This is a genomic window from Polaromonas sp. Polasp52, assembly GCF_059491565.1.
In genome coordinates this window covers 805,584-829,590 of record NZ_CP168513.1, presented here as the reverse complement: position 1 = coordinate 829,590, position 24,007 = coordinate 805,584, and the positions used below count along the sequence as shown (strand labels likewise).

At 67.2% G+C, this 24,007-nt stretch carries 15 protein-coding genes; 7 read left to right on the top strand and 8 right to left on the bottom strand.

The features are described 5' to 3' along the window. The first annotated feature begins 238 nt into the window (after positions 1-238). Both ACEN9P_RS04035 and ACEN9P_RS04030 read left to right on the top strand, forming a co-directional pair. Positions 239-1,015, top strand: a complete 777-nt coding sequence (locus ACEN9P_RS04035) for a TerC family protein (RefSeq protein ID WP_477661173.1) — start codon at positions 239-241, stop codon at positions 1,013-1,015. After that, positions 1,008-1,610: a tRNA-uridine aminocarboxypropyltransferase gene (locus tag ACEN9P_RS04030; RefSeq protein ID WP_477701093.1), complete on the top strand. Its 603-nt coding sequence runs from the start codon at positions 1,008-1,010 to the stop codon at positions 1,608-1,610. Before ACEN9P_RS04035 ends, ACEN9P_RS04030 begins: the two co-directional genes overlap by 8 nt. A 1-nt stretch (position 1,611) precedes the next feature. On the opposite strand, the gene ACEN9P_RS04025 is transcribed toward ACEN9P_RS04030, so the two are convergent. After that, positions 1,612-2,229 (bottom strand): ABC transporter ATP-binding protein, encoded by a 618-nt coding sequence (locus ACEN9P_RS04025; protein ID WP_495621152.1) that lies wholly within the window; start codon positions 2,227-2,229, stop codon positions 1,612-1,614. 101 nt (positions 2,230-2,330) lie between these two features. On the opposite strand from ACEN9P_RS04025, the gene ACEN9P_RS04020 reads away from it, so the two are divergent. Next, entirely contained in the window at positions 2,331-2,801 is a 471-nt protein-coding gene (locus tag ACEN9P_RS04020) for a group II truncated hemoglobin (protein WP_495621151.1), read from the top strand. Between the two features lie 516 nt (positions 2,802-3,317). Here ACEN9P_RS04020 and ACEN9P_RS04015 read toward each other — a convergent pair. The 4 genes from ACEN9P_RS04015 to ppc form a co-directional block, all read right to left on the bottom strand. Continuing rightward, entirely contained in the window at positions 3,318-4,628 is a 1,311-nt protein-coding gene (locus ACEN9P_RS04015) for a P-loop NTPase family protein (protein WP_477661169.1), read from the bottom strand. A 305-nt stretch (positions 4,629-4,933) separates the two neighbouring features. Next, complete coding sequence (locus ACEN9P_RS04010) at positions 4,934-13,081, bottom strand: glycoside hydrolase family 94 protein (protein WP_495621150.1); 8,148 nt, start codon at positions 13,079-13,081, stop codon at positions 4,934-4,936. Positions 13,082-13,085: 4 nt separating this feature from the next. Further along, the gene (locus ACEN9P_RS04005; RefSeq protein ID WP_477661167.1) at positions 13,086-13,313 is read right to left on the bottom strand and encodes a hypothetical protein; all 228 of its coding nucleotides are present in this window, start codon (positions 13,311-13,313) and stop codon (positions 13,086-13,088) included. A 424-nt stretch (positions 13,314-13,737) separates the two neighbouring features. Next, positions 13,738-16,623: a phosphoenolpyruvate carboxylase gene (ppc, locus tag ACEN9P_RS04000; RefSeq protein ID WP_495621149.1), complete on the bottom strand. Its 2,886-nt coding sequence runs from the start codon at positions 16,621-16,623 to the stop codon at positions 13,738-13,740. 117 nt (positions 16,624-16,740) lie between these two features. Between ppc and hemC the strand changes: the two genes are divergently transcribed. The 4 genes from hemC to ACEN9P_RS03980 are packed head-to-tail and all read left to right on the top strand — an operon-like array spanning position 16,741 to position 20,996. Continuing rightward, the gene (gene hemC / locus ACEN9P_RS03995) at positions 16,741-17,703 is read left to right on the top strand and encodes a hydroxymethylbilane synthase (RefSeq protein WP_495621148.1); all 963 of its coding nucleotides are present in this window, start codon (positions 16,741-16,743) and stop codon (positions 17,701-17,703) included. Continuing rightward, positions 17,703-18,530 (top strand): uroporphyrinogen-III synthase, encoded by an 828-nt coding sequence (locus ACEN9P_RS03990; RefSeq protein ID WP_495621147.1) that lies wholly within the window; start codon positions 17,703-17,705, stop codon positions 18,528-18,530. Before hemC ends, ACEN9P_RS03990 begins: the two co-directional genes overlap by 1 nt. Then, positions 18,527-19,681, top strand: a complete 1,155-nt coding sequence (locus ACEN9P_RS03985; protein WP_477664091.1) for a uroporphyrinogen-III C-methyltransferase — start codon at positions 18,527-18,529, stop codon at positions 19,679-19,681. Before ACEN9P_RS03990 ends, ACEN9P_RS03985 begins: the two co-directional genes overlap by 4 nt. A gap of 25 nt (positions 19,682-19,706) precedes the next feature. Continuing rightward, positions 19,707-20,996 carry a heme biosynthesis HemY N-terminal domain-containing protein gene (locus ACEN9P_RS03980; RefSeq protein ID WP_495621146.1) on the top strand — a complete coding sequence of 430 codons (1,290 nt, stop codon included), beginning with the start codon at positions 19,707-19,709 and terminating at the stop codon, positions 20,994-20,996. Between the two features lie 14 nt (positions 20,997-21,010). Here ACEN9P_RS03980 and ACEN9P_RS03975 read toward each other — a convergent pair whose 3' ends face one another. The 3 genes from ACEN9P_RS03975 to ACEN9P_RS03965 all read right to left on the bottom strand — a co-directional run bounded on the left by ACEN9P_RS03975 (position 21,011) and on the right by ACEN9P_RS03965 (position 24,005). Beyond that, the gene (locus ACEN9P_RS03975; protein ID WP_477664089.1) at positions 21,011-21,553 is read right to left on the bottom strand and encodes a DUF805 domain-containing protein; all 543 of its coding nucleotides are present in this window, start codon (positions 21,551-21,553) and stop codon (positions 21,011-21,013) included. A 74-nt stretch (positions 21,554-21,627) separates the two neighbouring features. Next, complete coding sequence (locus ACEN9P_RS03970; protein WP_477664088.1) at positions 21,628-22,998, bottom strand: DUF58 domain-containing protein; 1,371 nt, start codon at positions 22,996-22,998, stop codon at positions 21,628-21,630. Between the two features lie 11 nt (positions 22,999-23,009). Next, the gene (locus tag ACEN9P_RS03965; protein ID WP_495621145.1) at positions 23,010-24,005 is read right to left on the bottom strand and encodes an AAA family ATPase; all 996 of its coding nucleotides are present in this window, start codon (positions 24,003-24,005) and stop codon (positions 23,010-23,012) included. Positions 24,006-24,007 lie beyond the last annotated feature (2 nt).

Genomic DNA, 24,007 nt, shown 5'->3' with positions numbered 1-24,007 from the left:
TTCGCGTAGCTTTCAGCTTCTCCCTGCCCCTTTCATCACGAAAGGGGCCGCCCGCCCTGCGGCCCGGCAAAGCCGGTTCCGCGGCTCATGCTGGTATGGATGTGGCCCCCACGTTCGCCCACTGCGTGTGGCTCTCTGCCCCCCGAGGGGGCCGCTGCGCCTGCGGTCTGGCAAAGCCAGTCCCGCGGCCCCGGCTGGTGTGAAATTCTGCTGATAATGAGAAAAGAAAGGTAATGCCATGATGGAACTGCTGACTGACCCGCAAGCCTGGATTGCCTTTGCCACCCTGACCGCGCTGGAGCTGGTGCTGGGCATAGACAACATCATCTTCATCTCCATCCTGGTCGACAAGCTGCCCAAGGCCAAGCAGGAGCTGGCGCGGCGCCTGGGCCTGTTCATGGCCATGTTCATGCGCATAGGCCTGCTGCTGGTGCTGTCGTGGATCATCGGGCTGGTCGAGCCGCTGTTCACCGTGTTCAAGCAGGAAATCTCGGGTCGCGACCTGATCCTGATCGCGGGCGGCCTGTTCCTGATCTGGAAGAGCACCGGTGAAATCCACCAGTCCATGGAAGGCGAGGAAGGCCATGCCTCGAGCGCCGTCAAGGCCACTTTTGCCGCCGTGATCGTGCAGATCATGATCGTCGACATGATTTTTTCGCTGGACTCCATCATCACCGCGGTCGGCATGGTCGACAGCATCGCGGTCATGATCGCCGCGGTTATCGCCTCGGTCGGCCTCATGATGCTGTTCGCGCCGGCCATAGGCCGCTTTGTCTCCACCCATCCGACCATCAAGATGCTGGCCCTGTCCTTCCTGGTGGTGGTGGGCGTGGTGCTGATCGCCGAAGGCCTGGACCACCATGTGCCCAAGGGTTATGTTTACTTCGCCATGGCCTTCTCGGTGGCGGTGGAAATGCTCAATATCCGCATGCGGCGCAAGACCGCCCAGCCTGTGCACCTGAGGAACGCCTATTCGGCGGAGGGTGATAAGGCGGCGGACAGCCCCCGTGACTGAGCCGGCGGGTCGCGCGGCCTGCGGCGTCTGCCTGCGGCCGCAAAGCGCCTGCACCTGCCCTTGGATCACGCCGGTGGCGCATGAAGCCGAGGTGCTGGTCCTGCAGCACCCCATGGAAGCGGACCATGCCAAGAACACCGGCCGCCTGCTGCACCTGAGTTTGCCGCGCAGCCGCATGCTGATGGGGGAAACGTTTGAAGAAGCCGTCCTGCACGCGGCGATGGCCGAAACGCCTGCCTATACAGTGCTGCTGTACCCGCCCACGCCGCAGGACAATGAAGCGCCTGCCCTGGACACCGAACAGCTTAAGGACCCGTCGCGTGTCCGCCTGGTGGTGCTGGACGCGACCTGGCGCAAGAGCCGCAAGATGCTGCACCTCAACCCGCTGCTGCGGCGGCTGCCGCGCCTGTCGCTGGAGAATGTGCCCGCGTCGGCTTACCTGATCCGCAAGGCCCACAAGCCGGGGCAGCTGTCGACACTGGAGGCGGCTTGCGCGGCACTCGCGCAGCTTGAAGGGGATGCTGGTCGCTACCGGCCATTGCTCCAGGCCTTTGACGGCTTTGTGGCGCAGCAACAGGCTTTTATTCCGAAGTAGTTCAGTCGCCCAGGTTGATCACGCCGGTCAGCGGAACACCGCTTGGGGCCGCATAGTCCGCGACCACTGCCGCGCGGCCAGCTTGTGTCGACATAGCCTGAAGCTGTTCTTTGACAAAGGCAATCGAAGGCGCATCCAGCGCGGCGAAGGGTTCATCAAGCAGCAACAGCGCCGCGCCCGAGGCAAACGCCGCAGCCAGCCAGACCTTGCGTTTTGATCCGGTGGACAGCATGAAGAGCTGCTTGTGCAGGTGCGATTCCAGGCCCAGGCCTTCGACCAAGGGGGCCAGCACCATCTCATCAAAGCCGGGATAACGGTCGCCCAGGGATGCAAAAAATTGCGGCGGCGTGAGCTGGTCGAAGTCGGTGCTGCGCGGCTCCATCCAGAACAGCAGCCGGCGATAGGCCTCAGGCTGCTCTTTCAGCGATACGCCGTTCAGCTGCAACTGCCCCGCATCGGCAGCCAGGGCGCCCGCCATCAGGCGAAGCAGCGTGCTTTTGCCGCGCCCATCGCCGCCTTGCACCAGCGTGACGCCGGGTGGAATGGTGGCGGACAGGTGGTCGAAGAGTTCCACCGTGGGATTGGGGTAGCGAAAGCTGAGGTTTTTAATGATGAGCACGGCGGGGTGTCTGGTAGGCGCTACCTGGTGAGGCGGAAGCAAGCGCTGATGTTAATCTGCGAATTTTCGGACTGTACCCCGCAACCTGCCAGGAAATAGCCATGCCAGATCGCACCATCCCCAGCCTTTATGAATGGCTAGGCGGCATAGACGCCCTGACCCGCCTGACCACGCGCTTTTATGAACATGTGAAGAAGGATGATGTGCTCGGACCCGTCTTTGCGCACATGGGCTGCGAGCATCCGGCCCATGTCGCCGCTTTTCTGGGTGAAGTGCTGGGCGGGCCGGCCACGTATTCGGAACAGCACGGCGGCCATCCGCACATGATCCGCCAGCATTTGAACCGGCACCTTGACCAGGCACAGCGCCGCCGCTGGGTCGGCCTGCTGCTGGAGACGGCGGACGAGCTGGGCATGCCCGATGACCCCGAGTTCCGCTCGGCCCTGGTGGGCTACCTGGAGTGGGGCTCACGGCTGGCGGTCATCAATTCGCAGCCTGGGGCCACTGTCGATCCCGACGCGCCCATGCCGCGTTGGGGCTGGGGCGAGGTCAAGGGTCCGTATCTCGGCTGATTGCTTCGTTCAAGCAAGAAACCATCCCCGAGCCATGAAAAAAATACTTTTCACGCTATTGGCGCTGATTTTTTTATCGCTGCGGTGCGCCTTCCGTGGACCTACTGGGAACTTGCACGGCTTGTGATGCGAGGCGAGGCACCGCCGAATTTGGCGTGGCTCGTTCCGAAAAACTACGCCGATCTGGTGGGGTGGTTAATGGGAATGACAGTCTATTTTTGGGCTCCGATGGCCGTGGGAATGGGTGGGCTCGGGGGAGGCTTTCTTCTTGTCATGGGATTTAGAAGGCCCGAGTCCGAGAGAAACAGGCCCTGGGCCGCAACCCGGCCTGACTGACACGGGCGACAGCGGCACCACCAGTGCCCCCGGCTTGGAATACAACCGCGATGCTGTCCGCAGGCGCGCGGACTCTCCACGCGGCGCCGGGCTTCAATGTCACGGGAGCGTCGAGAGCACTCGTGTGTTGCAGATGCAACTGCTTTGCTAAAAAGCTAGATGAGTTGAATCATGGATAGATTATTTTTCGAACTCATCCATGGGACAAACAATTTCATCCATGACTTCTTTCAGGTTTGCATTCTTTAGAAAAAAGTAGAACGTAGAGTCAACGACCTTGAGTTGTCTGGAGTTTGAGTCATAAGCTATGACCGGTGGGCTAATGCCCTTGCTGGATTGAACTTCCGTCAGGCCCTTGAGTACGGCGGTGAGTTGTGAGCCCTTCAGGTCGTCTTTTCGATGGTGAATTTGCTTGATGGAGTGCATGAGTGCCTCCTTGCTAATTCCGCCATTAAATCCCTCGAAACCGATTCCAAGGATGTGCATCACTATGTAGTACTGCAAAAAATATGGCAGAGGCGCGTCTTTTTGTATGAGTGCGCCATTGCCCGATGCGATTGCCTCAAGATTCCTCAGGTGACGGCCGGAATATTCCTCTGTTTTTCTTGCCACAGCTCTTTGAAATGCCGATGGATCATCAATGCTTTTTTTGTCAAAGGAACTCTTCGACACGCCGCTTTCCTGGCATGTTGTTTTGAGTAATTCTTGAAATACCCCTACGCTGTGAAAAGCGTTGCTGATGCAGTCCGAGATGATTGAATCAGCAAAGGATATGTTCAGAATTGACGCTCCTTTGTCGGCAATCCGTTTGAAATCTTCGTCGCTCCAGGGTTCGACTGGAACCTCCAGTATTCTGTCCTGCAGCTCTCCGTTGTATTGCGCAAGCCTGTTTGCCTCTTTCCATATTCCAAGAATGATGAATCTTATTTTGAGGTCTTGAAAAGTGCGCAAATCATAGGAAAAAGCTCGTTGTAAATCTTCCGGCAAATAATGAAAATTTTCCAGGATGACTACCTTCTTGTTTCCAACTCGGGTAATTAAATCCGCAACGTCATCAGGCAACTCAAGGTTGAATTCAATTTCCTCGTACTTGTCTTCTAGTTTCGTATTTCTTTCTTTTTCTATCCCCGCTTCAACTTCCCCTTTGAGGATAAGTGCCACTGCACCCTGTATGGATGCTTTCCCTTTCACCTTGCTGGCATCGCCCGTACCTTCGGAGTAAGACGTTTTTAGCGATACGTCTGATTTTCGGAGAATGGATTGGTATATGTCTTTTAGAGTCGTGCGCGGAGACAGGCTTATTACTATGTTGTTGTCGTAGTCAATATATTTCTTGACCAGCGCCGTTTTCCCTTGCTTTGACGCGCCGTACACAATTATTTGTTTATCAGTGCGGAGCGCGTCATTGAAGTTATCGTCAACATGCGGCCTTTCGATATAGCTCGCTACAAGTTTCCCGCTGACTCCGAATACATCTTCCAGATTACCCATTCTTATCTTTCATATTCATTGCGGGGATACCGACCACGGTACCAATTGAATGGCATTTCGCCCTGATCTCGGGTGAAATTTTTGTCGGGCTTGCGGACGGGCCAATCGCCCTTGTGCATCGGACAATTCTAGGTGGCTCTTTCTTCAAGGTACATCCTCTAAGTGGAGGGCGCACGATAGCGAGCGTTCAAGAGGCGGGCAATCGAATTGGAGGGCAAGGGGTTTTGATGAATATGTTCATCAGCGACTCATTTGGCAACTGGCTGATGTTTACGAACGCCATCAGCAGCTGATCGCGTCGCGGATCAGGTCGCCGCTTGTACCAGCAACCGTGTGTGTTCCGGTAACTCCGCCAGCTGCAACACTTGGCCTGGCGCCACCACGCGGTCAGCCTGAAAGTCGTCTTGAGCCGCAGCGCCTTCACGCTGCCAGCGAACCGTCAGCGCATGGCCCTGCACATTGAGGGCGATCTCAAACGACGGCCAGTGCGCCGGCACACAGGGGGCCAGCGAGAGTTCGCCCTGCTGCACACGCAGGCCCAGGATGTTTTCCAGCGCGGCGCGGTGCAGCCAGGCGGCCGAGCCGGTGTACCAGCTCCAGCCGCCGCGGCCCACATAGGGCGCGGTGCCGTAGATGTCGCCGGCCATCACATAGGGCTCAAGCTCGTAGGCCGGGCCGCGCAGCGGGTGCGCGCCGCGGTGGGCGGGGCTCAGGGCCTGGAAGCTCTCCCACGCGGCCTCGGCGTCGCCGGTGGCGGCCTGGGCCATCATGGCCCAGACGGCGGCGTGTGAATACTGGCCGCCGTTCTCGCGGACACCGGGCGGGTAAGCCTGGATGTAGCCGGGGTTGTTGGCCGAGTGTTGCAGCGGCGGCGTGAGCAGGTGCAAGAGGCCGGCCTCGTGGTCGACCAGCTGATCATTCATGGCCTGCATCGCAGGTACCGTGAATTCGTCGCTGGAGGCGCCGGAGAGCACGGCCCAGGCCTGGGCGATCAGGTCGATGCGGCATTCGCTGTTGGCGGCCGAGCCCAGCGGCGCGCCGTTGTCGAAAAACGCGCGGCGGAACCAGGCGCCGTCCCAGCCGTCCTTGTGCAGTGCGCCGATCCAGCCCTGGCGCGCGGCCAGCCAGCTGTCGGCGCGGCGGGTGTCGCCGCGCGCGCGGGCCAGCGGCTCGAAGTCCTGCACCACGCGGCATAAAAACCAGGCCAGCCACACCGATTCGCCGCGGCCCTCATGGCCCACGCGGTTCATGCCGTCGTTCCAGTCGCCGGTGCCCATCAGCGGCAGGCCGTGGGCGCCGGTGGACAGGCTGCGGTCCAGCGTGCGCGCGCAGTGTTCGAACAGCGTGGCGCTTTGCGCGCTGGCTTGCGGCGCGTAATAGGCATCTTCCGCGCCTTCGGGAATCGCCGGGCCGTCGATAAAGGCGATCTGCTCGTCGAGGATGGCCGCGTCGCCGGTGACCGCGACATACCAGGCGCAGGCATGGGGCAGCCACAGCAGGTCGTCGGAAAAATGCGTGCGCACGCCTTCGCCGCCGGGGGCGTGCCACCAGTGCTGCACGTCACCCTCGGGGAACTGGCGCGAGGCGTTGAGCAGGATCTGCCGGCGCAGGCGGCCGGGGTCGGTGAGGGCAAAGGCCATGGCGTCTTGCAACTGGTCGCGAAAACCGAAGGCCCCGCCGGCCTGGTAGAAGCCGGCCTTGGACCACAGGCGGGACGCCAGGGTCTGGTACAGCAGCCAGCGGTTGACCAGCGCGTCGAACAGCGGGTCGGGCGTGCGCACCTGGACCTTGCCCAGCAGGCCGGCCCACCAGGCCTTGACCTCTTGCAGCGCCGCCTGCGTGTCGCGGCCTTGCCAGGCGCGGGCCAGATCCCCGGCCTGGCCCGCATCGCCGGCGTGGCCCAGCACGAAGCTCAGCGTGAGGCTTTGGCCCGGCTGCAGGCTGAAGTCGCCGGCCAGCGCGGCGCAGGGGTCTATGCCGCCGGCGGCGTTGCGGCCCAGGGTGGCGGGCGGCGCGAGCCGGCCGGCCGCGTCAAAAAACTCGCTGCGGTCGCAAGTCCATTGCGGCGCTTGCGGCAAACCGGCCAGCGCCAGGAAGGCGGTGCTGCCGCCGAAGCCGGCGCGGCTTTCGCGCTGCTGGCCGAAGACGGCATGGAGTTCGGCGTCTTTGGCCCGCCAGGTGTGTACGGTGCGGCGTTCATGGCGTGCCGCACCCATCTGCCACTCCACCATGGCCAGGGCGCGCAGGCGGCGCACGTCGCTTCCCTGGTTGTGCAGCTGCACCTGCACGCACTTGACGGCGTCCTGGAGGTCGGCGAACCAGGTGGCCTGCACCTTGAGCGTGCCGTGCAGGCGCTCCAACACGCTGTAGCCCTGGCCGTGGCGCACGCGGCAGGATGCCCCGGGCTCGGTGGAGGCGCCCAGCGGCAACAGTTGCTGGGTGTCCAGGTCCTGCAGCAGGTAGTGCTCGAAGCTGGGGTCGGTGACCGGGTCGTTGGACCAGGGCGTGAGCTGGTGCAGCCGGCTGTTGCCGGCCCAGGTGTAGCCGGTGCCGGTTTCTGAAACCTGGAAACCGAAGGAGGCGTTGGCGATCACGTTGACCCAGGGCCGCGGCGGGCGGTGCAGGGCATCGGCCTCGAACTGGAATTCGCCGCTGGCCGGGTCAAAGCGGCCTTGCGGCGTTTGCGGGAGCTGCGCCGCCCGCGGGCTCGGCGGTATTGGGGCCGCGCCGGCGCGGCTGGGCGCGCCGCCCAAGGCTTGCAGGGCGCCGGCCTGCTGCTCCAGCGGCCGGCCGTCGGCCGCGAGGATGAGGCGGGCCAGGCCGGTCAGCGCGGCTTTTTCGGAGGGCACGATCTCCTGCTCGCGCAGCAGGAAAAAGCCGCCCGCGTCGCTGCGCGGGAAACTGTTCTCGGCCTGCTGCAGCGTGCGGTCGCGCAGCGCGAGGATGTCGCGCTGCAGCGGCATCAAATAGGCGTTGGCCTCGCTGTTGAGGATGACCACATCGGCGGCCAGGCCGCAAAAACTCCACCAGGGCTGGGCCCGCAGCAGCGCCTGGACCAGCGCCATGCCGTCGCTCGAGTGGATCAGCACCAGCACGATGGGCTTGTCGCCGGACAGGCCGAAGCGCCAGAGCTGGCGCTGGTCGATCAGGCCGCGCCCGGCCGCCGGCCGGGCACAGCTGTACATCAGCGCGGTGTTGATGTCCTGCAGCGCGGCGTTTTCGCCGGGGCCCACGCCCAGGTCGCGCAGCCGCACCTGGGCCAGGGTGGCGGCCATGCGGGTGGCGCGCTCCACGTGCATGGGTTGCAGGTATTTGTCGATGCGTGCCGCCAGCTCGTCCTTGTCGGCCGCGGCGGCGGTGGCAAAGCTGAGCCGGGCCAGGCCGCCGGCGGGAATGCGTATGCGCACGCGCAGGCCGGCCACCGGGTCCAGCCCGTTGATGGGCGCGCCGCCCTCGCCGTGGGCTTCGGCCAGCAGGGCCGGCTCGCCGGGCCCCCGGTTGCGGCCCAGGAAGGCGCGCCGGTCCGAGATGAAGTCGATGGCGCGCACGTTGGCCTCGGAGTCGGCCAGGAAATGCGCCACCGCCATGGCCGGGTCGCCCTGCAGCCGGGCTTTGCGCGACAGCAGCAGGGCGCGCCATTCGGAATGCCACTCGGTTTGCACGAAGAGGTTGGAAAACGCCGGGTGCGCTTCGTCGGCGCGCGGGTCGGTCAACACGGCCTCAAAGCAGGAAACGAGCTCCAGCGTCAGCTCGGCATCCGAGACGTTGCGCAAGCTGACGGTGCGCAGTTCGGTGTCGTCCTCGGGGCTGACCAGCACGGTGAGCGTCGCCTCCAGCGTGCTTGACGCCATCTCGAACTGCACGCGGTCGGCCAGGAAGGTGGCCTGGTAGCGCCAGTCCGGGTGCGGCGCCGGGTGCTGCGTGAGCGAGGAGACGCGGTCCTGGCCGGCGAGCCGCAGGTAGATGAAGCTGCCGCAGGCGTCGCGCAGCGGGTCGTCGCGCCAGCGCGTGATGTTGTAGGTCCTGTTGCCGGCACGCCAGCGGCTGACGCCGGCGCCGTTGGCGCGCAGCGCCACGCTGTAGCGGCCGTTGGACAGCAGCTGCGTGGGTTGCCAGCCGGGCGCGGCGGGATCGACCGCGCGCGAATGGTAGAGCCGGGCTTCGGCGGCGTCCTCGGGCTCGGGCAGCGCGCGCGGGTCGGCGCTTTCGATGATCTGGCGCGGGGTTTTTTCGTGCAGCAGCGAGTCAAAGGCCTGCACCAGCGGCGCCGAGGCGAACCAGCGGCGCGGCGCCTCGTCGCACAGCAGGTTGCACAGCGCCACCAGCGACATGCCCTGGTGGTGCGCCATGAAGGTGTTGACCAGGCTCAGGGCCTGCGCGCCGGGCTGGCGCGCGACGGTGAAATCCAGCGCGTCGATAAAACCGTACTCGCCGCGCGCGCCCCGCTGCTCGAGCCGGCGCAGGTTGGCCGCGGCCTGGCGCGGCATGAACTGGGCGGCCATGATGCTGGCATAGGGCGCGACCACGCGGTCTGTGGGCGGCGTGCGGCGCAGGGCCAGGCGCGGCACGCCGAAGGGCGAGTACTGGAAGGCCAGCGTGTGGTCCTGCGCGAAATAGGCCGATTCCGACACCCCCCAGGGCAGGCCCTGGGATTCACCATAGGCCTGCTGCTCCCTGATTGCGGCCAGGCCGCAGACATGCAGCAAGCCTTCATCGGGTTCGCTCATGACCAGCGAGGGCATCAGGTATTCGAACATGGAGCCCGACCAGGATTTGAGGCCCGGCGTCACGCCCACCGTGAGGAAGGCGCGGCCCAGCGCCTGCCAGTGGCGGCGCGGCACGTCGCCCTTGGCGATGGCCAGGAAGCTGGTCAGTCGCGCCTCGGAGGCGATCAGGTCGTAATAGCTCGCGTCCAGCGCCTGCTCGTGCACGCGCAGGCCGATGTGGAACAGGTGGCGCTTGGCGCTGTAAAGGCCGCTGAAGTCCATGGCCATGCACAGGCGCTCGCAGCGCCCGGCCAGCTGCATGAGCGTTGCGGATTCGGCCCCGGCGGTGTCCGGCTGCCCGGCCAGCAGCTGGCAGTTCTGCGCCACCGCCAGCAGGTGGCCCGCGAGGTTGCCGCTGTCGACCGTGGAGACATAGGCCGGCGGCAGCACCTGCAGCGTGCGGGTTTCATACCAGTTGAGCAAATGGCCCTTGTGTTTGGGCAGGGCCTCCACGGTGTCCAGCGTGGCGGCCAGGCGCGCGGCCATCTCGGCGGTGGAGATCCAGCCGAACTCGCGCGCGCAGGCCGCGGCCATCAGGTACAGGCCTATGTTGGTGGGCGAGGTGCGGTGGGCCAGCGTGGGCTCGGGCTCCATCTGCAGGTTGTCGGGCGGCAAGTGATGGTCCTCGGGGCCGACGACGCGCTCAAAAAAGCCCCAGGTCTGGCGCGCCAGTTTGAGCAGGTAGTCGCGGTCCTGGTCGCCGGGCACGGTGCCCGGGTCCGGCGCCTTGGGTTTGCTGCCCCACCACGCGGCCAGCGGCGCCAGGGCCCAGAGCACAAACAGCGCGGGGCCCATGAGCGGGTGCGGGCTCCAGCAGGCGGCCGCGGCAAGCGCCAGGCACAGCGCGGATACGCCGGCATGGCCGCGCACAAAAGCGCCCGGCGTATAGCGCGCCGAGGCCTGGGCCTGGGCCGCGGTGGTCCACTGCAGCAGGCGGCGCCGGCTGGCGGCCATGCGCCAGAGCGCGCGCGTGATCGCGTCCAGCAGCAGCGCGGCCTGCACCGCCAGCTGGCTGAACTGCCACAGGGCCTGCGCCAGGGCGCGCCCCACGTCGCGCATGCCGATGTCGAAGAAATGCAGCCAGGCGATGCCGCGCCGCGTGGGCACCAGCCCGGCGAGCGCGCCCGTCAATGGGCCGACCAGGAAGGCGAGGAAGGTGAAGGCGATCGCCGTTCCCGGCGGCAGCGCGCCGGTGAAAACCACCAAGGCCAGCAGCGCGAAGCCGGCCGGCACCACCAGCGAGCGGCGCAGGTTGTCGGCCATGCGCCACAGGCCCAGGGCATCTATGCCGAAGCTTGGGGCGCGCAGCATCAGCGGCAGCAACTGCCAGTCGCCGCGCGTCCAGCGGTGCACGCGCGAGGCGGCCACGCCGGCATGGTGCGGCTGCTCCTCCATGAGCACCACGTCGCCGGCATAACCGCAGCGCGCGATGCTGCCCTCGAGCAGGTCGTGGCTCAGGACGGCGCCTTCGGGCAGGCGCTGGTCCAGCACGGCGTGCACGGCTTGCACATGCAGCAGCCCCTTGCCGGTGAAGCTGCCCATGCCGAACACATCCTGGTAGAGGTCGGAGGTACCGCTGCTGTAGGGGTCCAGGCCGCGCTGGCCGGCGAACAGGGTGTGAAAGGGCGAGCGCTCGCGGCGCGCCGGCAAGGGCGTGGCCACGCGCGGCTGCAGGATGCCGTAGCCGGCGATGACGCGCCGGCTCTTGCGGTCCACCTGCGGCGTGTTGAGCGGGTGGGCGGCAATCGCCACCAGCTCGCGCAGGGCGCCGGCGGGCAGGCCGGTGTCGCTGTCCAGGGTCAGCACATAGGGCGTGCCTTCGGCCAGCCGCATCTCGGCGCCCGCCGGCGTGAAGGGGGAGGCCGCGCGTTCGGCCAGGTGCCGCAGCAGCATCTCGAGCTTGCCGCGCTTGCGCTCCCAGCCTATCCAGCAGCGCTCCGTGGCCGACCAGCTGCGCGGCCGGTGCAGCAGCACAAAGCGCGCGGGCTGGCCCTGGGCCGCGGGGTAGCTGGCGTTGAGGGCGCGCAGCCGGGCCAGCGCGTCGTCGAACAGCGCCTGGTCGCCGGGTGCGCGCTCGGTGTCGGCATCGGCCCAATCGCTCAGCAGCGCGAACTGCGCGTTCGCTTCGCGGCTGGCCAGCCAGTGCAGCTGCAGCCGGCGCACCAGTTCTGCGTTGGCCGCTGCCGACGTGAGCATGCAGGGAATCACCACCAGCACGCGGTGCTCGGGCGGGATGCCGGCGCCGAAGTCCAGGCGGGCCAGCGGCTGTATGCGGGTCGACTCGGCGATCAGCCGGTGCATCAGCGCGACCACGGCTTCCGAGGCCGGCAAGGCCATGAGCAGTACCGCCACCCAGCCGGTCCAGTGCAGGGCGGCCAGCGGATGCGCGGCCCAGGCCAGCAGCGCGGCGGTGCCGGCGAACCACGCCGCGGCGAACAGCGGCAAACGCCAGGCGCGCGGTGTCTGGGCGGGCGGCAGGGGCTTGCGCGGGCCGGCGGACGGGCGCAGCGCGGCTTCGAGCAGCGGGCGGCCCGGCCCTATCAGGTAGTAGCCGGCGGTGCGCGCCACCATGGAGTTGTTGGGCTGGCGTGCGGCGGCCAGCACGGCTTCGGCGACGGCGCGTTCGGACTTGCCGGCCTGCTGCGCCAGCCTTTCCATGGCGCGCGTGATCTGCTGGCGCGTGACCTCGCTTTCGCGCGAAAAACTCGGCAGGCGGCGCAGCACCTGCAGCGAGTGGCTCACGGGCTCTATCAGCTCCGCCCATTCGACCTGGCCTATGAGCCGCAGCGTGGTGATGATGTTGCCGACCGTGAGGTTGGCGGCCACCTGCACGGTCTGGCCTTCACCTATCATGCCCAGGCCGTCGGTGCAGTGCTGCGCGGCCCAGCGCACCAGCGGCAGGGGTGGCGGCGCGTCGGGCTCGGGGTGGCCGGCCGGCATGCGCTGCCAGAGCTGGGTCAGGTAGCTGCGCTCCAGGCCGTGGGCCTGCATCAAGGCCAGCAGCTCGTCGAGCTCGCGCAGGCTCAGCGCTTCGGCCTTGTCCCAGGCGGCGTGGGCCACCTCGCGCGCGACCTTGCTCCAGGCGATGCGGTCGGCCATGCGGCGCAGGTTTTCCAGCAGCACCACGCGCAGGGTGGTGGGCAGGGCCCAGAGTTCGCCGAGGTTGAGCTCGCTGACTTCCTGGTAGGCGTGCAGGAAGGCGGTGAACAGGACGGGGTCGAGCACGCTGTCGGTGTGGGCCACATAAGCCCAGGCGATGCCGTAGACGCGCGGCAGGCCCTGCAGCGGTTTGTCGGCCAGCTTGGGCAGATCGGCGTAGTAACGGTGCGGCACGCCGTCCTGGATCTGCTGCAGCTGCGCCTCGACCAGGTGGAAGTTGTCGAGCAGCCATTCGGCCGCCGGCGTGACGTAATGGCCGCTGCGGGACGTCAGCGCGATGTAGTCGTAGGCCAGGCGTATGGCGGCGATGTTTTCCTGCACGCGCGGGAAAAACGGCGGGCCGGCGCCGGCGCTGCCGGCGGGCAGCACGCTTTGCGCCGCGGCCAGGCTGCGGCCGTGTTCCTCAAAACGCTGGGCGCCGAACAGTTCGGCGCGTATGGGTTGCTGTATGTCGCCGCGGGGGGAGGCGAGAAGGTGCCGGGCGTAGGCGCTTAAGGTGTCCAGCCGCTCGATGACCGGCGTAGTCACACGCTCAGGCTAAGGCAAGCAAGCCGACACAGATCGCCATGATGAGCGCGACCGTCACGATGCGCGGCGAGACCACCGAATGCGCGGACTGCAGCCCGCTCTGGAGCGTAAAGAAACGGCCGCGCGAATGCGCGCACTGGTCCATGTGCGACGCCAGGTCGGCGGCGTCGGTGGAAACAAAATCGTTATGAATGGCCGACGGTGTGTCGGCCATGATCTCCAAAGTGGTCATGATTTTGCGCTCCGGGCTGGGGTGGGCAATGCGTGCGGAATGCGGCATTGCTCCGAGTTCAAGAAGCTGCTCACGATCCAGACGGAGCCATGAACAGCTTCTAGCACCATGCTAAGACCCGGCACCGCAAGGTGCCATCGGAAGACGCTGGAGTTTGTCTAGGACAAAGCCTACACAACAGGGGGAGTATGCGCTTCTCGAATACCCCTACCGTTTGCTAACCCGGCGCGGGTGGCGTCGTTGATGCCGATGCGACCTCTTTTGAGGCCTGCTGGCCGGGGGTTGCCCGGCGGCAACTCACTTTCTTTTGGCGAAGCAAAAGAAAGTTACTGGCCGCCGGGCCACTCCCGGCCAGCAGAACTAAGAAGAGGAAGGAGGAGGATGAGGAGGCAGAGAGCGCCCCCGCCGGAGCAAGACCCGGCCCCTAACCCGTATTCCGAAGCCCGGCCGCGATCCCGTTGATCGAAATATGAATACCCGTCTGCACCCGCTGGTCCGCCTGACCAGCCCGGTAGCGCCGCACCAGCTCGACCTGCAGGTGATGCAGCGGGTCGATATAGGGAAAGCGGTGGCGTATGGAGCGCTGCAGCGCGGCGTTGCCGGCCAGGCGCTGTTTTTCGCCGGTGATCAGGGCCAGGGCGTCGGCCGTGAGGTGCCATTCGGCCTCGATGGCGCTGAAGATTTTTTTGCGCAGGCGCGCGTCGCCGACCAGGTCGGAATAGCGCGAGGCCAGGGCCAGGTCGCTCTTGGCGAGCACCATGTCCATGTTGCTGAGCAGGGTGCGGAAGAAGGGCCACTGCTTGTACATTTTCTGCAGCAGCGCCAGCGCCTCTTTGCGCGCGGCGGGTGTGCCGCCCTGGCCCAGCATGTGTGCGATGGCCGAGCCGAAGCCGTACCAGCCGGGCAGGGTGAGGCGGCACTGGCCCCAGCTGAAGCCCCAGGGAATGGCGCGCAGGTCTTCGATTTTTTGCGAGGCCTTGCGCGAAGCCGGGCGCGAGCCGATATTGAGTTCGGCGATTTCGCGTATCGGCGTGGCGCTGAAAAAATATTCGGTGAAGCCCGGGGTGTCGTAGACCAGCGTGCGGTAGGCCGCCATGCTGGCCTGCGAGAGTTCGGCCGCGGCCTGCAAAAAGGCCTTGGTCGCGGGTTTTGTCGGCTGCAGCAGCGTGGCTTCCAGCGTGGCGGCGACCAGGGTTTCCAGGTTGCGCCGGCCGATCTCGGGATTGGCGTATTTGGAGCCTATGACCTCGCCCTGCTCGGTCAGGCGTATCTGCCCGCGCACCGTGCCCGGGGGCTGGGCCAGGATGGCCTGGTAGCTGGGGCCGCCGCCGCGGCCCACGGTGCCGCCGCGGCCGTGGAACATGCGCAACTGGATGTTGTGCGAGTTGGCGAGCACGTCGAACAGCTCGACCAGCGCGATCTCGGCGCGGTAAAGCTCCCAGTTGCTGGTGAAGATGCCGCCGTCCTTGTTGCTGTCGGAGTAGCCGAGCATGATGTCCTGCTCGGCACCGCTGCGCTTGACCAGCTGGGCGATGCCGGGCAGGGCGTAGAACTCGCGCATGATGGGCGCGGCATTGCGCAGGTCTTCTATGGTCTCGAAGAGCGGCACCACGATCAAATCGTTCGTCGCGTTGCTGTCCAGCGTGCCGTGCATCAGGCCGACCTCTTTTTGCAGCAGCAAGACTTCGAGCAAATCGCTGACGGTTTCGGTGTGGCTGATGATGTAGTGGCGTATCGCTTCCTTGCCGAAGCGCGCGCGCGCCGTGCGGGCGGCCTCAAAAATCGCGAGTTCGCTTTGCGCATGGGCCGAGTAGGCGCTGCCGACCACACGCAGCGGCCGCGCGTCGTTGAGCAGGCCCACCAGCAGCGTGCGTTTGGCGGCTTCATCAAGCTTGCCGTAGTGGGGCTCTATGCGCGCGACGGCCAGCAGCTCGGCCACCACTTCCTCATGCTTGTCGGAGCTCTGGCGCAGGTCGACCGTGGCCAGGTGAAAGCCGAAGACCTCGACCGCGCGTATCAGCGGGTGCAGGCGCTGGGCGATCAGGGCCTCGCCGTGGTGGGCCTTGAGCGAGGCTTCAATGGTGCGCAGGTCGGCCAGGAAGTCCTCGGACTTCAGGTAGGCGTTCTGCGGCGCGACGGCGTGGCGCGCGGCATCGCCGCCGGTCAGCTCCTTGAGCGTGGCGGCCAGGCGGGCATAGACGCCGGTCAGGGCGCGGCGGTAGGGCTCGTCCTTGCGGTGCTCGCTGGTGTCGGGCGAGCTTTCGGCCAGGGCGCGCATCTCGGGGCTGAAATCGACCAGCATGGCCGACAGCGAAAGCTCGCCGCCCAGGAAGTGGACCTCGGTCAGGTAGTGGCGCAGCGCCACCTCGGCCTGCCGGCTCAGCGCGTAGTTGAGGGTCTCGGCGCTGACGTTGGGGTTGCCGTCGCGGTCGCCGCCTATCCACTGGCCCATGCGCAAAAAGCTGTGCACCGGCTGGTTGCCGAGTTCACGCTCGAGGTTGGCGTACAGCTTGGGGATTTCGCGCAGAAAGGTGGCTTCGTAATAACTGAGCGCGTTCTCGATCTCGTCGGCCACGGTGAGCTTGGAAAAACGCAGCAGCCGGGTCTGCCACAGCTGCATGACGCGGGCGCGCAGCTGGGCTTCGTTGGCGGCCAGTTCGCGCGGCGTGAGGGCGTCCTTGGCGGCGTTGTGGGCCAGGGCCAGCGCCTTGATGTCGTCGCGCGCGGTCAGCAGCTGGGCGATGTCGCGTTCGGCGTCCAGGATGCTTTTGCGCTGCACCTCGGTGGGGTGGGCGGTGAGCACGGGCGAGACAAAGCTGTGCGCCAGCGTATTGGAGATGGTGCGGGTCGAGATGCCGGCCCAGCGCAGGCGGGCCAGCGCCACTTCGATGCTGCCTTCCTGGGTGTCGCCCGCGCGCTCATGCACGGCGCGGCGGCGTATGTGGTGGCGGTCTTCGGCCAGGTTGGCCAGGTGGCTGAAATAGGTGAAGGCGCGTATCACGCTGACCGTCTGGTCGCCCGACAGGCCCTTGAGCAGCTTTTTGAGGGCCTTGTCGGCTTCGGGGTCGGCGTCGCGCCGGAAGCTGACGGAGAGCTTGCGCACCTGCTCGATCAGCTCATAGGCGGCCACGCCTTCCTGTTCGCGGATCACGTCGCCCAGGATGCGGCCCAGCAGGCGGATGTCTTCCACCAGAGGACGTTCGTTGTCTCTGGAACGTGTGGAGGTTTTGGTGGCAACGGCTGCGGCAGCGTCTTTGGCGCCTTCGCTGACGTTGTGTTTAACCTTCTTGGCGCGCGCGGAAGTGACCATTTCTACCCTCTAGTTCTGAGTCTTGTCTTGAGCCTTGCATGCTAGCATTCACTTCCCCCAGTTATTACAAGCAGGTTACGAGTGTCAGCAGCGATTCAGCCATCCAACCCCCCTGATATGAAGAAGGTGGTCATCGCCACACGCGAGAGCCGCCTGGCGATGTGGCAGGCCGAACATGTCAAGGCCTTGCTCGAGTCGCGCCTGGGCTGGCGGGTTGAACTGCTGGGCATGACCACCCAGGGCGACCAGATCCTGGACCGCTCGCTGAGCAAGGTCGGCGGCAAGGGCCTGTTCGTCAAGGAACTCGAAGTGGCGCTCAGCGAAGGCCGGGCCGACCTGGCCGTGCATTCGCTCAAGGACGTGCCCATGGACCTGCCCGAGGGCTTCGCGCTGGCCTGCGTGCTGGAACGCGAGGATCCGCGCGATGCTTTTGTGTCTAATCAATTCGCTGGCCTGGCCGATTTGCCGCAGGGCGCGGTGGTGGGCACCTCCAGCCTGCGCCGGCTGGTGCTGCTCAAGGCCTTGCGGCCCGACCTGGTGATACAGCCGCTGCGCGGCAACCTGGACACGCGTTTGCGCAAGCTCGATGAAGGCCAGTACCAGGCCATCGTGCTGGCGGCCGCGGGCCTGAAGCGCCTGGGGCTGGAGTCGCGCATACGCGCCACTTTTGAGCCGGCCCAGATGCTGCCTGCCGCGGGGCAGGGCGCATTGGGCATTGAAGTGCGCGCCGATCGTGCGGACCTGCTGGCCGCGCTGGCCACGCTGGCGCACCAGCCGACCTGGCTGGCCGTGACGGCCGAGCGCACGGTCTCGCGCGCCATGGGCGGCAGTTGCTCCATGCCGCTGGCGGCCTTCACGCAGGGCGCGGCGGCGGGCGGCAGCATGCAGCTGAGCGCCGCCTGGGGCGACCCGGCCACGGCCGAGGCGCCGTCCGGCAGCGCCGCCCCGTTGGCGCCCCTGGTGCAGGTCAAACAAAGCGCCCCGGTGCGCAATTTCGCCGAGGCCGAAGCCCTGGGCGAAGCCGTGGCGGCGCAACTGCGCGCCGGCGGCGCGGTCTGGGCCGGCAAGGGCCAGGCCTGATGCAGCCCATGCCGGCGCCTGCGGCCGGTGCGGCCCCCATCATCGTGACGCGTCCCGCGGCGGATGCGCAGCACTGGGTGCACGAGTTGCGGCAGGCCGGCTTCGCGGCCGAAGCGCTGCCTTTGATCGATATCGCGGCCGCGCTTGACACCGGCGCGCTGGCGCGGGCCTGGCAAACGCTGGACCGCTATGCGGCCTGCATGTTTGTCAGCGGCAATGCGGTGGCGTTTTTTTTCGAATCCCCTTTGGCGGGTGGCTTGCCGCCCACCCTGCGCCTGATGGCGCCCGGGCCCGGCACCGTGGCGGCCTTGCTGGCCGCGGGTGTGCCTGCCGCACAGGTCGATGCGCCGGTCGCCGACGCCCGGCAATTTGACTCCGAGGCGCTGTGGGCCGTGGTCGGGCAGCGTGACTGGCGAGGCAAACGCGTGCTGGTGCTGCGCGGTGAAAGCCCGGACGCCGCGGGCGGCGCGGTGTCCTCGGGGCGCGACTGGATTGCCCGCCAGTGGGAAAGCGCAGGCGCCCAGGTGGATTTTGTCGGCGTGTACCAGCGCCGCGCGCCCCGGTTCAGCGAAGCGCAGCTGGCCCGCGCGCGCGCCGCCAGCGCGGACGGTTCGGTCTGGCTGTTCAGCAGTTCGGAAGCGCTGGCCAACCTCCTGCGCGAGCCGGCACTGGCCGGTGTGGACTGGCGCGGCGCCCGCGCGGTGGCGACGCACCCGCGTATCGTGGACGCGGTGCGTGCCGCGGGCTGGGGTGTTGTTGTGGCGTCACGCCCCGCCCTGACGGACATCAGGGAGACATTGGCCTCGATAGAATCTCTTTATCCATGAGCGATCCCCATATAGCCCAGCCCACGCCTTCCACGCCCGACAAGGAGCCTGTGCTGGAGCGCGCTCTGGTGGTGGCCGAACCGCTGGTCCCCACGCCTGATGCCTGGCTGGTGCCGCGCAAATGGGCACTGGGGGTGGCCGCGCTGGCGGCCGGCGGCCTGCTGGCCAGCGGCCTGCTGTGGCAAAAACTGGCCACCATCCAGGAGGAGCTGGCTCGCCGCAGCCTGGATTCCGGCGCGCAGGCCATCGAAGCGCGCGCGCTGGCGCGCCAGGCCCAGGAAGCCACGCGCGAACTCTCGGCGCGGCTGGCCATCCAGGAAACCCGCATCAGTGAAGTCAGCCTGCAGCGCACCCAGCTTGAAGAACTGATGCAAAGCCTGTCGCGTTCGCGCGATGAAAACCTGGTGGTGGACGTGGAGTCCGCGCTGCGCCTGGCGCAGCAGCAGGCCCAGCTCACCGGCAGCGCCGAACCGCTGCTGGCCGCGCTCAAGTCGGCCGACCAGCGCCTGGCACGCGCCGCCCAGCCGCGCCTGAACCCGCTGCAGCGCGCCATCGCCCGCGACATGGACCGCATCAAGGCCGCGACCCTGACCGACGTGCCGGTGCTGATGCTCAAACTTGACGAACTGGCCCGCCTGGCCGACGACCTGCCGGTGGCCAATGCCATGGTGGCCAACAGCCCCTTGCGCGCGGCGCCCGCCCTGGCCGTGCACGCACCGGCCGCGCGCGCCAGCGCGCCGGCGGCCGACAAGCCCGCGGAGGGGATGTTCGACAAACTTTCGCTGAGCGCCTGGTCGCAGCGCACGCTGGACAACCTGCGCGAGGAAGCCCGCAAGCTGCTGCGCGTGAGCCGTATCGAGCAGCCCGAGGCGGCCCTGCTGTCGCCCGAGCAGTCCTTCTTCCTGCGCGAAAACCTGAAGCTGCGCCTGCTCAATGCGCGCCTGGCCCTGCTGTCGCGCCAGACCGATTCGGTGCGCGCCGACCTCGCCAGCGCCAGCGCCTGGCTGGGCAAGTATTTCGACCCATCCTCGCGCAAGACCCAGGCCGCGGCCCAGCTGCTGGCCCAGGTGCAAGGCCAGCTCAAGACCAGCGAGCTGCCGCGCCTTGACGAAACCATGGCCGCGCTGGCCACGGCGGCCGCGGGCCGCTGATTCTTCGCAAAGGCAGGACACACGCATGCGCGCCGCCCTCTGGCTACTGGCCCTTTTTGGCGTGGCGGTTGCCGTGGCGCTGTTCGCGGGCAACAACCAGGCCGTGGTGACTATTTTCTGGCCGCCGCACCGGGTCGACATTTCCTTCAACCTGGCGGTGATGCTGCTGGCCGGGCTGTTCTTTGTGCTCTACCTGGCGCTGCGCGCGGTGTCTGCGGTGTTTTCGCTGCCGGCCGAGGCGCGGCGCTGGCGCGCCCAGCAAAAAGAGCGCGCCATGTACGGTGCCCTCATGGATTCGCTGGCCCACCTGCTGGCCGGGCGCTACATACGCTCGACCAAGTCGGCGCAGAACGCGCTGGCGCAGGAAAAAAGCCTGCGCCCGCTGGCCGACCACTACAGCCACGTGACCGGCCACAGTTCCAGCCGCGGCGCCCAGCTGCGCGCGCTGGCCCACCTGCTGGTGGCCGAGGCCGCGCAGTCGCTGCAGAACAAGGGCCTGCGCGACCAGCACCTGCACCAGGCGCTGAAAAGCTCGGCGCCGCGCCATGCGCAGGAAGTGCGCGAGGGTGTGCAGTTCCGCGCGGCGCGCTGGGCGCTGGACGACCGCGACGCTAGCGCCGCGCTTGACTGGCTGGCCCAGCTGCCGCAGGGTGCCTCGCGCCGCACGCTGGCGCTGCGCATGAAGCTGCGCGCCTCGCGCCATGCGCGGCAGACTTCGCAGGCGCTGGAAACCGCGCGCCTGCTGGCCAAGCACCGCGCGTTTTCGCAGGCGGCGGCGCAAAGCATCATCCGCGGCCTGGCGCTGGAGCTGCTCAACGACGCGCATGACCCGGTGCAGCTGCAGCAGGCCTGGTTTTCACTCGACCAGAGCGAGCGCGCCATGCCCGAGCTGGTGGTGCATGCCGCGTCGCGCCTGATGGCCTTGCACGGCGAGCCGGAGCTCGCGCGCAGCTGGCTGCTTCAGGTCTGGGACGCGATGATGCAGCCGCGCTCGGACATCGGCGACAACCTGCGCATCAAGCTGATCGGCGTGCTGGAAGCCGGCCTGGATTCGCTGGATGCCGCCTGGCTGGCGCGCATTGAAACGGCCCAGCTGAGCCGGCCGCGCGACGCCAACCTGCAGTACCTGGCGGGCATGGCCTGCCTGAACCGCCAGCTCTGGGGCAAGGCCCGCCAGCTGCTGTCGCAGGCCGCGCCGGCCCTGCAGGACGTGGCGCTGCACCGCAATGCCTGGCGCGCGCTGGCCGTGCTGGCCGAGCAGCGCGAGGACGAAGCCGCCGCCGCGCAGGCCTACAAGCGCGCCGCGCAGATCTAAAACCGGTTGACGGTTTAAGGCTTGACCACCTGGGCCGCCTTGGCCCGTTGCGTATAACCCTGGTAAGCCGGCAAGGCGATGGCGGCGATGATGCCGACGACCATGATGACGGGGAAGGCCAGGCCGCCTATCTTGACCAGCGTGGTGTTGGGCGGCGGAGGCGCACCGAAGCGGTTGCCGCCCTTGGTGCCCGGGTTGAACAGCCAGACCAGGCCCACCAGCGGGATCAGGGCCAGCAGTATGGTCCAGCCGGACCATCCCATGTCGTGGCTGCGCTGTATGCTCAGCAGCACAATGAAGATGAAGTAGGGGATGGTCGCCAGCATGCCGAGCACGCCGGCCGCTTTGCCGAAACCGAGGGCGCCGGCAATAAGGCCCAGCACGACGGCCGCTGCCAGCATCAGCAGGTAGCCGCCCAGGTTGTAGGCCAGGTAGCGCAGCCGGCCGACCCGGCCCCTGGCCGAAAACAGCTTGACGGGCTGCACGCCCGCCTCATTGTCAAAAACATCGTCCACCACGGCCTTGGGCGCTGCATACGGGTTCATTGCTTCGGACATCGCATCCCTCCTGTTGTTGAGACCCGAAGGATAACCGTTGCCGGGGCGCCTGTGGACCCCTCTTTGAACCGCTCTTACAGCAGCCCGGCGCGCTTGACCGCATGGTAGCGGTTGACCAGCGAGACGGCCAGTTGCGCGGGCTCCACGTCCATGGAGAGCGGGTCCGCGCCGACCACGCGCGCGAAGGCGTCGCGCCGCGACTGCGTGAACAGGTGGGCGGCGGCCACGTCGACCGCGTCCGCGGGGGTGGACAGGGCCTGGCCGGCGATGCGGCCCAGCACGCGCTCGCGCAGGCTGGCCACCAGCACCAGGTGCTGGCGGCGCAGCAGCTTGATCGCCGGGCGCAGCTCTGCGGCGTCCTCGTCGCGGAAATTGGTCAGCACGATCACCAGCGCGCGCCGGCGCTGCACGCGCAGCAATTCCTGGGCGGCCAGCAGGTAGTCCGAATGCATGGCGCCGGGCTGGATGTCGTGCAGGCGGTTCATCAGGGCGTTGAGCGTGGCCGCGCCCTTGCGCGGCGCGAAATCGCGGCGCTGCCCCGGCAGGACTCCGAAGGTCATGGCGCCGACCTCGTCGCCCTCTTTCAGGGCGACGTAGCTCAGCAGCATCAGCGCGTTGAGGGCTTCGTCGAAATGGCTGCTGCCTGGGGCCCCGTCCTGCTCCGGCCCGCCTTCGTCGGCGCGCATGCGGCGGCCGCAGTCGAGCAGGAAGAACACGCACTGGTCGCGGTCGTCCTGGAATTCGCGCACGATGGGCCGCTGGTGGCGCAGCGTGGCCTTCCAGTCGATGTGGCGCAGCGAATCGCCGGTCCGGTAGTCGGCCAGCTGGCGGAAGTCGGTGCCCTGGCCGCGCTGCACATAGGTCTTGATGCCGATCTGCGCCAGCCGCCGGTCGCCGGACAGCCAGGCGTAGCGCGCCAGCGCGGCGAAGTTGGGGTACACGCGCAGCTTGCCGGGCTGGCCCAGCGACTGCTGCACTTCGAAGCAGCCGCCGCGGCTGCGCCAGCGCAGCTGGGTGCTGCCGAAAAGCGCCACGCCGCGCTCGCGCGCCGTCACCGTGTAGCGCAATTCGGCGCGCGAGGCCGGCGGCACGGTCAGGGATTGCGGCAGGCCCTCGAAGGCAAAGCGCGGGTCCACTTCGTCGAACACGGTCACGGACCAGGCCAGCGGGCCTTCGTTGACCAGCACCAGCGTGAGCACGGTGGGCACGCCCAGCGAAAAGGCGCCGGGCAGCGTGCGCTCCATGCGCAGCGGCGCCTGGCGCCACAGGCGCCGGCTGCGCCAGAGGTCCAGCAGCGCGGCGGCCAGCGCCGCCAGCAGCACGGCGCCGGCCAGCAGGGCCAGCGTGCCCACCGGGAGGCCCGCGAGCAGGGCCAGGCAAGCGGCCACGGCGGCGCCGGCCAGCGCCTGAACCGTGCCTGCCGTGGGAATCACCAGCCAGCGCATGCGGGCCGGCCTCAGAGACGCGGCGCCTGCACGCTGCCCTGGGCGCTGCGCAGCAGTTCGTCCACGCCCAGGCCCTCGAGCTGCGCGTCGGGCGAAATCATCACGCGGTGGCGCAGGGCCGGCAGGGTCTGGCGCGCCACGTCGTCGGGGGTGATGAAGTCGCGCCCGTCCATCAGCGCGCCGGCGCGCGCGGCGCGCACCAGCGCCATGGTGCCGCGCGGCCCCGCGCCGGATGAGAGGCCGGGCCAGTCGCGCGTGGCGCGCGCGATGCGCACCGCGTAGTCGATCACCTGTTCATGCGCCTGCACCAGGCTGGCCAGGCGCTGCAGCTCCAGCACCTGGGTGTCGTCCAGGCAGGGCCTGACCGCGTCCAGCGGCAGCTGGTTGCCGGCGCGCTGGCCGGTGGTCAGCTGCACCACCGCCTTTTCCTCCGAGTGGCTGGGGAAGGCGATGTTGATCTTGAGCAAGAAGCGGTCCAGCTGCGCCTCGGGCAGGGGGTAGGTGCCTTCGGTGTCTATCGGGTTTTGCGTGGCCATCACCATGAAGGGGCGCGGCAGCGGCATGGCCCGGCCTTCCAGCGTGACCTGGTATTCCTGCATCACCTCGAGCAGGGCGCTCTGGGTCTTGGCCGGCGCGCGGTTGATTTCATCGGCCAGCAGCAAATGCGTGAAGACCGGCCCCTGGTGCACGCGCAGCGTGCCTATGCCGGATTCGCCGCGGGTGGACGGGTCCAGCACCGAGTGGCCGGTGATGTCCGAGGGCATCAGGTCGGGCGTGAACTGCACGCGCGCGTAGCGCAGGCTCATGGCCTGTGCCAACGCCCGCGCCAGCAGCGTTTTGCCGAGGCCGGGCACACCCTCGATCAGCACATGGCCGGACGCGACCAGCGCCACCAGGGTCTGGTCGACGGCTTCCTTCTGGCCGACCACGGCCTTGCCGACTTCGTGGCGCAGGGTCTGCAGCCATTCGGCCGCGCGTATCAGTTCGTCGTTGGGAATCGATGACATGG